At 65.2% G+C, this 12,988-nt stretch carries 10 protein-coding genes; 6 read left to right on the plus strand and 4 right to left on the minus strand.

All coding sequences use genetic code 11. The annotated features are described in order from the left end of the window. Positions 1 to 159: 159 nt before the first annotated feature. Positions 160 to 564, plus strand: a complete 405-nt coding sequence (locus tag H6955_13835) for an SCP2 sterol-binding domain-containing protein (GenBank protein ID MCP5314633.1) — start codon at positions 160 to 162, stop codon at positions 562 to 564. Positions 565 to 706: 142 nt separating this feature from the next. Here the strand turns inward: H6955_13835 and H6955_13840 are convergent, their stop codons facing one another. From H6955_13840 to H6955_13855, 4 genes are all read right to left on the minus strand, one after another. Next, positions 707 to 5,329 (minus strand): PAS domain S-box protein, encoded by a 4,623-nt coding sequence (locus H6955_13840; GenBank protein MCP5314634.1) that lies wholly within the window; start codon positions 5,327 to 5,329, stop codon positions 707 to 709. Beyond that, the gene (locus H6955_13845) at positions 5,329 to 6,546 is read right to left on the minus strand and encodes a hypothetical protein (protein MCP5314635.1); all 1,218 of its coding nucleotides are present in this window, start codon (positions 6,544 to 6,546) and stop codon (positions 5,329 to 5,331) included. The genes H6955_13840 and H6955_13845 overlap by 1 nt, the downstream gene beginning before the upstream one ends. Next, positions 6,543 to 6,953 carry a hypothetical protein gene (locus H6955_13850; GenBank protein MCP5314636.1) on the minus strand — a complete coding sequence of 137 codons (411 nt, stop codon included), beginning with the start codon at positions 6,951 to 6,953 and terminating at the stop codon, positions 6,543 to 6,545. The genes H6955_13845 and H6955_13850 overlap by 4 nt, the downstream gene beginning before the upstream one ends. 205 nt (positions 6,954 to 7,158) lie before the next feature. Next, the gene (locus H6955_13855) at positions 7,159 to 7,758 is read right to left on the minus strand and encodes an endonuclease (GenBank protein MCP5314637.1); all 600 of its coding nucleotides are present in this window, start codon (positions 7,756 to 7,758) and stop codon (positions 7,159 to 7,161) included. A 62-nt stretch (positions 7,759 to 7,820) separates the two neighbouring features. Between H6955_13855 and H6955_13860 the strand changes: the two genes are divergently transcribed. The 5 genes from H6955_13860 to H6955_13880 all read left to right on the plus strand — a co-directional run bounded on the left by H6955_13860 (position 7,821) and on the right by H6955_13880 (position 12,980). After that, entirely contained in the window at positions 7,821 to 8,480 is a 660-nt protein-coding gene (locus H6955_13860) for a hypothetical protein (protein ID MCP5314638.1), read from the plus strand. Between the two features lie 47 nt (positions 8,481 to 8,527). Beyond that, positions 8,528 to 10,504 carry a VWA domain-containing protein gene (locus H6955_13865; protein MCP5314639.1) on the plus strand — a complete coding sequence of 659 codons (1,977 nt, stop codon included), beginning with the start codon at positions 8,528 to 8,530 and terminating at the stop codon, positions 10,502 to 10,504. A gap of 138 nt (positions 10,505 to 10,642) precedes the next feature. Next, a complete protein-coding gene (locus tag H6955_13870) occupies positions 10,643 to 11,404 on the plus strand; it encodes an ATP-binding cassette domain-containing protein (GenBank protein ID MCP5314640.1) in 762 nt (253 codons plus the stop codon). 8 nt (positions 11,405 to 11,412) lie between these two features. Beyond that, positions 11,413 to 12,618 (plus strand): ABC transporter permease, encoded by a 1,206-nt coding sequence (locus tag H6955_13875; GenBank protein MCP5314641.1) that lies wholly within the window; start codon positions 11,413 to 11,415, stop codon positions 12,616 to 12,618. 101 nt (positions 12,619 to 12,719) lie between these two features. After that, positions 12,720 to 12,980 carry a hypothetical protein gene (locus tag H6955_13880; GenBank protein ID MCP5314642.1) on the plus strand — a complete coding sequence of 87 codons (261 nt, stop codon included), beginning with the start codon at positions 12,720 to 12,722 and terminating at the stop codon, positions 12,978 to 12,980. The last annotated feature ends 8 nt before the right edge of the window (positions 12,981 to 12,988 follow it).

Consider the following 12,988-nt stretch of genomic DNA (forward strand, 5'->3'; position numbering starts at 1 on the left):
CGCGCCGCCGCGCTAGCCGCGGCAGTCGGGAAAAAGCAAATAAATCCCGGCGCCCGACGCATAAGCAGCTTTGAGGACACCTGCTGCCGGGCCTGTGATTAGATTGCGCCGGTTCCAACGGTTGGGACCGCTGTGCAATTACCTGAGGAGGCAATCAGAATGGCAGAACTCTTTTCCGCAGACTGGATGAACAGCCTTAAAGAAGCGTGGAATGCGGACCCCGAGGTCAAGGGCCGCCTGTCCGAGATCGGTTTCAATTCCGTCATCACCTGCGGATTCAAGAACGAAGACCAGCCGCGTGGCGTGTTCGTCGTAGAGAACGGCGAGTGCGTACGAGCCGGTGACTACGACGGCACCAAGCCCGACTGGGACATGCGTGCCGATCGCGACAACTGGATGAAGTGGGCCTCCGACGGCATCGGGATGGCCGGCCTCGGTACCGCATTTGCGATGGGCAAGCTCAAGTTCCTGAGTGGCGATTTCAAGAGCATGATCAAGGATCCGCGCATGGCCGGTCCGTTCGTCAAGAGCTTCGCACTGATGAAGCAGATCGATACCGACTGAGACCGCGCTACGCCGCACCGCTGGATCGGTGACCACAAACCCCGACCGTCGGTCGGGGTTTTTCATTTGCACCCCCCCGGCTGAGCACTTGGGGGCGGCTTTCTACCTCGTCGTTGTTTCTGGCCCGGGGACCTGTCGGGCTTCAGCCGACCTCACTCTCGCGTTCGGCGGCACCAGCATGCCGCTCGAGTTCGTTGAGCAGCCGCTTGAGCGTCTCGGCGAGCTCGGCTGCCAGTGCGACCGCCTCGGCCTGGCCGGCACGGGCCGCTTTCTCGGTGCGTGCGGCCAGTTCCTGGACGGCATCCGCCGCGAGGTTGCCGGCCAGCCCCTTGACCGCATGTGCGTTGAACGCCAAACCCTCCAGGTCACCGGATTCGATCTGTGCCAGCAGCTTGGCCGGACCCTCCCTATGGCTGGACAGCGCTGTATCAACCAGCCGCGCGATGAAGCTCTTGCGGTTGCCGAAGCGGGCCAGCAGGCCAGTCCAGTCGACCAGGTTGCCGTCTGCCAGATCCTGGGCGACCGGTGCCGGGGCCGGGGCCGTCGGAACGGGCTTGTGCGAACCCGGTGGCACGGCACCACCGGCCGTGTGCCCGGTCACCTCCACGCAATCGAGGATCGACTGCGTCAGTTCCTCGGGATCGAACGGTTTGGCGATATGACGCACCATGCCGACGGCGAGGCAGCGGTCGCGCACCTCGGACATGGCGTGTGCGGTCAAGCCGATCACCGGGATCCGTGGTGCGATCGCATGGATCCGCTGAGTCGCCTCGTAACCGTCCATCTCGGGCATCTGCAGGTCCATCAGGATGACGTCGAACGCCTCCGCCCCGCGCTGCGTTACCAGATCAAGCGCACGCCGGCCATGCTCCGCGAACTCCACGCTGGCCCCTTCGAACTCGAGCAGATCCCCGAGGATCAGGCGATTGGTCTCGACGTCTTCGGCGGCCAGCACCCGGATCCCCTGGAGGCGTTGACCACCGCCGGATTGGGCGGCTTGCTGGTCGTGACGTTCCGGTGCACCAACGGCCGGCAGTGGCAGCCGCAGGGTGAACCGACTACCTTCGCCCGCGGTGCTCTGTACCACGATCTCGCCACCCATCAGTCGTGCCAGGTCCTGACTGATCACCAGACCGAGACCGGTACCGCCGTAGCGACGGGTCGTCGATGTGTCCGCCTGCTCGAACGGTTTGAATACGCGCGCAAGCTGCTCGGAGGTCATGCCGATGCCGGTATCCACGACGGCGAATTCGACGCGACCCCCGTTTCGCGCCACCTCGAGACCGACCTCGCCGAGTTCAGTGAACTTGCAGGCATTCGAGAGCAGATTCACCAAAACCTGCTGCAGGCGCTGCGGATCCCCGCTGACCCATTCGGGCAGGTCATCGGCCTGTCGCCGATGCAACGCCAGGCCTTTCTGCCAGGCGACCTCGGTAACGGCGTCCAATGCATTGTCGATCACCGATGCCAGATCGAACGCCTGCTGGTCGATCTGAAACTTTCCGGCCTCGATCTTGGAATAGTCGAGTATGTCATTGACCACCCCGAGCAGGTGCTCGCCGGCGCCCATGACACGTTCCCAGAGGTCATGGGTCGCGTGCTGCCCGGTCTTGCGCAGACCGATCCTGGCCATGCCCAGTACGGCGTTGAGCGGGGTGCGGATCTCGTGGCTCATGTTGGCCAGAAAATCGCTCTTTGCCCGCGCCAGACGCTGCGCCTCGGCCAGCGCCTCCCGGGTCGCCTGCTCGGCCCGCTTGATGTCCGTGATGTCCTGCACCGAGCCGATACAGCTGAGAGCGCGACCGTCGGCATCGAACTGTAGTTCGGCCTGTTCACGCAGCCATTTGACCCCGCCGTCCACCAGGATCCGGTGTTCGATGTCGTAGCCAGCACCGGTCAGTGCGGCCTGCCAGGCCGCACTGACCGCAGCGAGGTCGTCCGGGTGGACCCGCTGCATGAAATCGTCGATACGCAACTGAGTGCCGGCCTCAACACCCATGATCCGGTAGGTCTCCGCCGACCAGGTCAGTTCATCGCGCAGGACATCCACGCGCCAGCTGCCCACGTGGGCGATCGCCTGCGCCTTGGCAAGTTCCTGCTGCATCTGCTGGAAACGGGTGATGTCGGTCGCGATTCCGATCAGCGCGTACGCTGCCCCCTGGTCGTCCAACAGCGGCGCCTTGGTCGTCAGGTAGTGGTGCAGGGTCCCGTCCGGATGCGGCACGTCTTCCTCGAAGGTCACGGCGCTGGTACCGGACAGCACTTCCTGGTCGACGCGCATGATCTCCGCGGCCGCCTCCGCAGGAAAGACCTCGCGATCGGTACGGCCGATCGCTCGCTCCCGCGGGATGCCGACCGCGGTCTCGAATATGCGGTTCACCATCAACATGCGACCGTCGGCGCCCTTCGTGAAGAACACCGCCGGCAGGTTGTCGATGATCGCCTGCAGATGACGCTGGCTGTCACGCAGCTCACCGGAACGTTTCACGACGAGGGCCTCGAGATCTTCGCGGTAGCTCTCGAGTTCCAGTTCGGCCTGCTTGCGGTCCGTGATATCACGCCACATGCAATAGATCACCGCGTGGTCGGACAGCGAGATCCGCGACAAGGTGACTTCGGCGATGAATTCGCTGCCATCGAGCCGGCGGTGGGTCCACTCGAAGCGATGGATGCCCTTGTCCATCGCCAGGCCCATCATGCGTTCCGCCTTGTCGAAAGATGTCTCACCGTCCGGCTGGACCTCGGGCGAGAGCTCGGACGGATGCCGATCCAGGATGTCGCGCGGGTTCTGGCCGCGCATGACCTGCACAGCCGCCGTGTTGCACTCGACGAACTGGTTGTCGTCGATGATCCATGCCGGATCCGGCGAGCGTTCGAACAAGGTGCGGAACCGTTCGTCGCTCTGCCGCAGATCGTCTTCCATGCGCTTGCGCTCGGTGATGTCGTGCCCGACGCCAAGCACGCCGACCAACTGCCCCTGCGCGTCGTACATCGGCGTCTTGGTGGTCTCGAGCAGCTCCTTGTGTCCGTCGTCGGCGAACGTGACCCATTCCTCGTTGACCTGCGGCGCCTCGGCTGCGATCGCCCGGCGATCGTGGGCGCGAAAGAACTCGGCGAGCTCGGCGTCCATGAAATCGTAATCGGTCTTGCCGACGATCTCCGCGGACGGGGCACCGAAGAAACGCTCGAAACGCACGTTGCAGGCCAGATAGACGCCGTCGGGATCTTTCAGCCAGACCAGGTCGGGGATCGTCTCGACCAGGGTACCGAGGAAGCCGCGTTCGCGTTCCAGTGCCACCACCGCCTGCTTGCGCGCGCTGATGTCGATGTCCATGCAGACGAACAGTGGGTTGTCCGGCGTATCCCCGGGGATGGGAAACACCGTCGCCTCGACCCAGCGCCGCTCGCCATCGCGCCTGTGCACCGGCGACTCGATCGGCCCCACCGGCTCTCCGCTGGTCGCGATTTTGTCGATGAGCGCGAGAAACTCTTGTGCCTGCTCGGGCGTATACAACAACTCGTCGAGCGTCTTGCCGAGCGCCTCGTCGGCGCTCCAGCCGTAGAATCGCTCGGAGGCGGCGTTCCAGTACACCACGCGCCCGCGACGGTCGAACCACTGCACCGCGAGGTTCGGCGAATGCTCCAGCGTCGCGCGCAGGCGTTCCTCCGAGACCCGCTGCAGCTCTCCCGCTTCGACCCGTGCGGTGACATCGAGGCCCAACGGCACCAGCCACGCCACCTCGCCGCGCGTGTTGCGCACCGGCTGCAGGCTGAAATCCGCGATCCGTACCCCGTATTTGGTCTGGTACGTCAATTCGAACTGGCTGGCCTCGCCGACGGCTCCACGCTGTACCGCCTCGCGGACGCGACGCTGCACATCGGGGTCGTGTGAGAACACCGGGCTCAGCCACGCGGGGCGACCCTGTATGTCGCTCATCTGTGTATCGTTCAGCGCCAGCACCGCGGTGTTGACCTGCAACACGTTGCCCTCGGTGTCGAGCAGGCCGATCAGCAGTGACGGGTTGTCGATCATCGCGGTCAACTGCGCCTGGCTGTCCTGCAGCGCAGCGGTGCGTTCGGCGACGGCATCCGCCATCTGGTTGAAGCTGCGCGCCAGCAGCGACAGTTCGTTGTGGCCGGTCTCCAGTGCGCGCGTCTCGTGCACCCCGGCGGCGAGCGCGCGACTGGCGTGTACCAGGCGCCCCAACTGGGTGCCGACGCGGACGCCGATCAGGACCAGCAGCGCGATGGTGCCGATCAGACCCGCACCAAGCAACGTGAGGTTCTGCTGCAGAAGCCGCCGGTTGGTATCGCGCAGCAACCGGGTATTCAGTCCGTAATGCAGCGTGCCGACCTGGTTGTCGGCCAACAGGATCGGCTGCCTGACGTGCACCATGCCGGATCGTATCTGCTGCTCGACCGGCTGCATCGTATCGGGCAGGGGGTCAGGGCTGGTGCGGCTGCGCGCCAGTACGCGGCCGTCTTCGGCGAGCAGCGCGAGATACACGACACCCTGCTCGTCGCCGCTGATCAGGCCATTCAGATAGTCTTCGATTTCGGCGAAACCCGTGTCGCCGGTGTGCTCCACCAGATGCAGATTGAGCGTCTCGGATGTTTGCGCGATCACCTGGCGGGTGTTTTCCAGCGCGAATTCGTGCAGTACCCGGGAGGTGTTCAGGCTCACCAGCCCGAACAGGACCAGCAGCGCAACGATGCTGCCGGCGATCAGCCGGAAGCGCAGCGAATGCAACCATCCCCGCTCCATCAGAACACGAAGTCCAGGCTGAGGGTGAACAGCCAGTCACTGTCGGGGTGGGCGAAGTCGTAGTCGGGACCATGGTTGGTCAGCAGTCCCCAGCTGTCGTCGTCGGGCTTGACCCAGTCGGCCTGAAACTTCAGCGTCGCCTGCCGCCCGAGCTCGCGCGACAATCCGAGGGACACGCTCTCGCTGTCCCACTTCGATGTGGCCAGGAAGCCCTCCACCGCGGCCTCGATCTGCGGACCGAACATCGCCGCGCGGCTGTCGGTGTCATCGCCATTGGTCCAGCGCCGACCGAGCGTGAAATACGGCATCCAGGGACCGAAACGCCGGCCGACGGTCACGTAGGCACCGAACTGGTCGCGCAGGCCGCGTTCGATCGCGCGGTAACCGAACTCGCCCATCAGCAGCCAGTCGTTGCGTTCGTGGCTGGCACCGAACGTCAGCAGATGCGTGCGCACATCCTTCACGGACATATCGTCGGCGATGTCCTGCCCGACCGGACCGAGACTGTTGAGCAGGTCGTGAAACGCATCGAGCTGCGCCTGGTGCACAGTCATGTTTCCAAAGGCATACCCGGCCTTGAACTGGGTACCACCGCGGCGCAACAGCAGGTGTCCGAACACGGCCTCGGACTCGACCTCACCGGTATCGCCGATGCTCGGCACCGGGTACTCGAAATCGGACTGCGCGACACCGAGGTGCCACTCGCCGGTCCAGGTGCCGAACGGGCTGACGTGCAGGACGTCGACGCCGTCCTGGACGAACACCGGCAGCATCCCGTAGACCTCCAGCGGCGGCCGCACCCAGGGCAGCGCATAACGCACCCGGCGGTCCTCCGCGTGCAGGAACGAAGCGCTCGGCATGCGTCCGACACGCACCGTTGTCGTCGCCGACGGATGCCAGCGCAGCTGCGCGACCGAGACCCGCGGATCGAAATCGCCGTCGACGTTGCGCTCGGCGAGTAGCTGCACGCCGGCGTCGAAGGTCTCGGAGAGGTCGACGTCGAGCTGCACACCGAGCATCGAGTCGAGTCCGCTGTCGCAGTCGCGTGTGCGCCCCGGTCCCTCCGGCTGATCGTTGTTCACGAAATCCGCGGCCTCGCTGCCGAAACACGACAGACTGGCGGTCCCAAACCCGGCGAATCGGGCGTCCAACGCCATGGCAGGTGTCGCGAGGACAATACCCAGCAGGGTTGTCAATAGACGAATCGCATGCCTCATTCGCCTTTCTCCGTGTCCAGTTGGAGCAACAACACCGCACCGTCCGGCAGCTCACCGGCGGGCAGGTAGGTCACGGCCTTCGGGTCTTCGGCGAGCCGCTGCAAAACGCTGTCCGTGTCGAGCATGGCCGGCGGCCTGCCGCGGCCGGTGAACACCCGTTTCGCCCAGTACGCGCGTACGCTTGCCGGAGACATACCGCTGACCCCGCGGTAGAAGCGCTCGCGCAACGCCGGGTCCTGGCGGTCGAGCGGCTTGAGGCCGACAGTGTTCTCCGTGGGATTGAGGAACAGCTCGGCGACCTGCTGCCGGCTGAGGGGTCCGATCCGTGCGTCCCCGGCACCGACCACCCAGATGCCGCCGGACGCACCGACCGCCTGCGCGAGGCACAACACCAATCCGCCGACCATCCGCCTCACCGGTCTGCCCGACCTTCGCCCACGCGGCAGCGCGCACCGCTCTTGCGCTGCGCGATCCGCGCACAAAGCGAATTTGATTCCCCAGGTTGATCCATCATTCTTTTCGGATTGTCGCCGTGATGGATATGTCGACCGACGCCGGTCAAGATTGAGCTGCGTGCGTCCGGGTGACGGAGGTTCGCCCCGGCGAGTGGATTCAGTCGATCCAGGGGTTGGCGTTACCCTGCACGTCCGCGATACGGCGATTGCGCCGGCGCTCTGCGGCATCCGGTGGGTCGGCGCGGTGCCATTCGAGCAGCTGGCGCCGCTGGCGCTCGAACAGCTTGAGATCATAACGATCGGCCATGTACAACATCGCACGCGCGATGTCGCCACGCACGGCGGGACGCGGCTCGACCGCCCGCGCGCGGTAATCGATCTCGAAATCGCAGTGGCGTTCGACCCAGTGCTCGCCGCGGATCTCGCGATAGGGATAGGAACCGCGCGCCTTGTTGAGATCCTTTCTTGCCGGGTACATGTTGTGCATGTCCGATTCGATCTCGTTGAAACGGCGACTGTTTCTTCGACAGGCGTCGCGGTCGCCGCAACCCAGTGTCTTGGTTACCCAGCTCATCGGGAACACGTGTTCGATGTTGTAACTTCGGTCGCGCGCTGCAAATCGCTCTCCGCAGTACAATCCCTCCCCGCCGTCCGGATACAGGGTGCGCCAGAAAACCGGGATCGTATCCAGATAGCCGTGCGGTGCCGCCGCGGCGACCACCGGCAAAAACATTAGGCCAAATATGACGCGCTTCACGCCGGCTCCTTTTCTGTCGACACCGAGTCCGGGATAATCCCCCTACCGAAAGCAAAGATAAAGTGAGTGCCACGCAAATGGATGAGCCCCTGGTCGAGACCGAGCTGGCCGACAGCGAGCCGTCACACCGCTCGGGCCCCTGGAAACTGATCGCACTGGTCGCCGTGGCGACTGCCATCGGCGTTTGGCTGGTGCCGGGCGATGCGCCCGAGGATGCGCCTTCGGTCGCCCAGGCCCCACCGGCAGCGCCGAGCCTGCTGCAACCGGTGGCACCGCCGATCGTCAGCGACCCGAGCATCGAACTCGAGCCGACCGCGGCCGGACCGCGGGTCGGCCGCCCGGGTTCGCGGGCGCGTTCGCTGATCACCCAGATGCGCAGCCGGGGTGCGGTCGATCTGGCAGAGGTCTACGACGCGGCCCAACAGGCCCAGGCGGACGGAGAGTTGGCGGACGCCTATATGCTGTATTTCTTCGCCGCGCGCGAAGGGCACGCCGACGCGGCGCTCGCACTGGCCACCCAGGCCGATCCCTATACCCGGGATCCGGAGAACAGCGTATTCGAGGCCGCCGACCTGACCCAGGCCCACAAGTGGTATCAGGTCGCCGCCCAGAACGGCAGCCGCGAGGCGGCCCAGCAATTGGCCGCGATGCGCAGCCGGGTCGAGGAACTGGCGGCCGATGGTGACGTCCAGGCGCAGCGGATCGCCCTGCTGTGGCAATGAAGCTGCGCACAGCCGCGGCAGCGCCGGTCGCGCTGCTGCTGGCGCTCATGGTCACGGTATCGGGAGGCGCTCAGGCCGCCGATCAGCCGTTGCTGATGCCCGGAAAACAAGCGCTCTACCAGCGTGTCCTGTCGATCCCCGGTGCCAGCCTGCAGCAACAGGCCGGACAGGGAGCAGGGGAAGAGGTGACGCCGTTCACCGCCTACTATGTCTACGCGCGCAAGACCGGCAATGATGGCGAATGGCTGCAGGTCGGGACCGACCGGCACGGCGGGACCATCGGCTGGGTCAAGGCCCAGGACACACTCAGCTGGGCGCAGGGCCTTACGGTTGCGTTCCGCGACCCGACAGGGCACGACCGCGCACTGTTGTTCAGTGATGCCGCGACCGCGCGCGAACTCGCGAAGACCCGCGATCTGACACGCTATGACGCCTTGTACAAGGCGGCCGTCGCCGGCGAATCGCCCGAGGACTCGCCCGTGGTCGCGATCCAGCCACCGGGCAAGCTGGACATCCGCGAGAATTTCTATCTGGTGCCGATCCTGCAGCACGAAGACCTGTATCTGGGCAGCGAACAGGCGCGACTGCTCGAGGTATCGAGCGTGCCGCTGGACAGCGACAAACCACTGCCGCCACCCGAACCCCCGCCGGTGACCCCTGCTGCCGAGCCGGCCAAACCCAGCGCCGCGCCACAGGCCGCCGAGGACAGCGCCTACCGCGCCGGGCTGGTGTTCGCGATCGACGCGACCCTGTCGATGGATCCATACATCGCCCGCACCCGCGAGGCCGTGATGAAGATTTACGACGCGCTGGGAGATGCCGGCCTGCTGGGCAACGTCAATTTCGGCCTGGTCGCGTTTCGCGACTCGCCGCAGGCCGTGCCGGAGCTCGAATACCTCGCCCGCACCTACGTGGATCTCGATCAGGGGCGCAATCCCGGCACCTTCGTCGCCAACGTCAACGATCTCAGCGCCGCCAAGGTATCGAGCAAGGATTTCATCGAAGATGCGTTCGCCGGCGTCAAGAAAGCGCTCGACGACATGGATTGGTCGACGCATGCGGCGCGCTACCTGGTCCTGGTCACGGATGCCGGACCGCGCCTGCCGGACGATCCGCTGTCCAGCACCGGGCTCGATGCGCAGGCCTTGCGCCAGCTGGCGCGCGAGAAAGGGGTCGCTATCTTCGTGCTGCACCTGCTGACCGAGGCCAACAAGGCCGACCACGCAAGCGCTGCGGAACAATACCGGGAACTGGCCAAGTTTCCCGGGATCGGCAGCCTGTATTACGCGGTGCCGACCGGTGACGTCCAGGAGTTCGGCCAGGTGCTGGACACCCTCGCCGGGCAGATCACGATGCAGGTGCAGATGGCGGCCGGTGCGCAACCGCTACCGCCGCAACCGGCATCGCCACCGCCGAGCGAGAATCCGCGCCTGGCCGCGTTGCAGAGCAAGGTCGCCAAACTCGGTTATGCACTGCGCATGAAATACCTGCAGCGCGGTGAAGGCGGAAAGATCCCGAGCGTGTTCAATGCCTGGCTGCTCGATCGCGATATCCGTAACCCGGAACAGCGGACGCTGGACGTGCGCGTGCTGCTCACCCGCGACCAGCTGTCCGACCTGCACGATATCCTGCGCGGCGTGCTGCAGACCGCCGAGGAAGGCCTGCTGTCACCGCAGAACTTCCTCAACGAGCTGAAGAGCCTCGCCGCCACGATCGCGCGCGACCCGACGCAGCTCGGCAGCACCACGGCCACGACTGCCGGTGCCGGCAACAGCCTCGCCGACCTTGGCTTCATGCGCGAGTACATCGAAGACCTGCCGTATACCGGCGAGGTCATGAGCCTGTCGCTCGAAGACTGGGAGACCTGGCCGGCACGCCGCCAGATCGAGTTCCTGCACCACCTGGAAGACAAGATCAGCTACTACCGCGCGTTGCATGACCACACCGACCTCTGGGTGAGCCTGGACGGCGGCCCGGTCGACGGCGACGCCGTATTCCCGGTGGCACTGGAGATGTTGCCCTGAACCAACCATAGCGCGCGGCCGCGGTCGTGCGCAGTGGCAGCGGGACCGGTCGGCGCACGGCACAAGCCGTGGTCGTGACGTCGCCCGGCGCCACGCCGCACAGTGAGCGGCCACACCCATGACAACTCAAAGGTACCCGTGGAAAACGTCTTTCAAGCCCGCAACAAGGCCAAGCCGATTGTCTACCACCTGCGCGACGTGGTGCGCGACCGCGCCTCTGAAGGCGTCACCTTCCGCCTGCGTGTGCCCGCGCTGCAGATCAACCAGGGCGAGAAGATCGCACTGATCGGCGAGTCCGGGTGTGGCAAATCGACGCTGCTCGACATGTTGGCGTTCATCGCCCAGCCGACCGGCATGGCGGCGTTCATGTTCCGGCCGGAACCGGAAAAAGACGCGATCGATGTCACCACGATGTGGAAGAAGAGACAGCTCAACCGCCTCAGCGATCTGCGCCGCCGGCATATCGGATACGTGATGCAGACCGGCGGACTGCTGCCCTACCTCACGGTGCGCGACAACATGGCCCTGTCACGTGGCGTGCTCGGCCTCGGCGACAGCGACCTGGTCGAGACCCTGGCGCGAGAACTGGGCATCGCCCGCCATCTGGACAAACTCCCGGAGACGCTCTCGGTCGGCGAGCGCCAGCGGGTCGCGATCGGCCGGGCACTGGCACACGAACCCTCGATCGTGATCGCCGACGAACCGACCGCGTCGGTCGACCCGTTCGCCGCGGAAAAGATCATGTCGCTGTTCATCGGGCTGGCCGAGGAGCGCAATATCACGGTGGTCGTCGCCAGCCATGCCTGGCGCCACATCAAGCGCCTCGGTCTGCGACGGCTCGCCCATCACACACATCGCTCCAAGGACGGGCGCACCACTGAAACCGTCGTCAACGGCTGAACCGACCCATGCGCTTGTTCAAAACCTTCCGTCTCGCGACCCGTGACTACGCCCATGAGTGGCAGATGTCCGGCTGCTTCGTACTTGCGCTGGCTGCGGTACTTGGCCCGATGCTGGTGCTGTTCGGACTGAAATTCGGCATCGTCGGCGGCATGCTCGAGCAACTGGTCGAAAATCCCGAAAACCGCGAGGTACGCCCTGTCAGCAGCGGTCACTTCGATCTCGACTGGTTCGGCAATATGCAACGCCGCAGCGACATCGCTTTCCTGGTGCCCCGCACCCGCAGTATCGCGGCGACCATCGAGCTCGACAGCGAGCAATCAACCCGCATCATACGCGCCGAGTTGATCCCTTCGGGCAGGGGCGACCCGCTACTGCCGGCCGACGATGCGATCCCGGACGGCCTGCGCGACGTGGTGGTCTCGCAGGCGGTGGCCGAGAAGCTGGAGGTGGCGGCCGGGGGCAGGATCAACGGCAGCGTGACCCGTCAATACGGCGGCCGCAAGGAACGCCAGCATCTCGAGCTGAACGTCGTTGCCGTCGCCCCGGTGGCGGCATTCGCCCGGGAGGGCGTGTTCGCGGACATCCGCCTGGTCGAGGCGATAGAGGACTTCCGCGATGGGCGTGCGGTACCGGCACTCGGCTGGCAGGGCACCCCCAACGACGGGCAACGCAGCTATCCGGGTTTCCGACTGTACACGCGGTCGATCTACGACGTGGCGGCGATCAAGGACGACCTGAACCACCAGGGCGTCGAGGTACGCACCAAGGCCGGCGACATCGATCTGGTGATGCGCATGGATCGCAACCTGTCGGCGATCTACTGGGCGATCGCGGTGATCGGCCTGATCGGATTCTCGTTGTCGCTCGGGGCCAGTCTGTGGGCCAACGTAGACCGCAAGCGCAAAGAACTGTCGGTCCTTCGGCTGGTCGGCTTCCGTACCAGCGACATCGTCTGGTTCCCGGTCGCGCAGTCGTTCTATACCGGACTGTTCGGCTGGGCACTGGCGATCGGGATCTACTTTGCGGCGGCATTCGCAATCAACAACATGCTCGCCGGACAACTCGCAACCGGCCAGGAGGTATGCGTACTGTTGCCGCGTCACTACGGCCTGGCACTGGGACTCACGCTGGGCGCAGCCATCCTCGCGGCCGCGCTTGCCGGGTGGCGCTCCTCGCGCATCGAGCCATCGGAGGGATTGCGCGAGATCTGAGCACCCGGTCACAGGCACCATTCAGCTTAGGTTCAGCGATACGAGTCCAATCTTGCTCTCAGGATCTCCAGTGATCCGTCAAAACGAACGGGAGAGCAGACATGAAGGTTTCGAACATCCTGCTGATTGCCCTGCTGACCGCAGGTGCCGGCATTTCCGGCAGCGCGCTGGCACACGATGGTTACGATCGCGGTTGGGACCGTAGCCGCCACAGCCACCACGAAGGCCATCGCCACAAACATCGCCACCCTCGCCGTGACTGGCGCGACCACCGCGAGGACCGATACTACTACCCGCGATACTGGCGCAAGCCATACGACCGCGACGTCGACTACGGCTTCTATCTGTTCTTCCGTGATTGAGGCCCCGG

The organism is Chromatiaceae bacterium (assembly GCA_024235395.1).
Classification (GTDB): domain Bacteria; phylum Pseudomonadota; class Gammaproteobacteria; order Chromatiales; family Chromatiaceae; genus Thiosocius.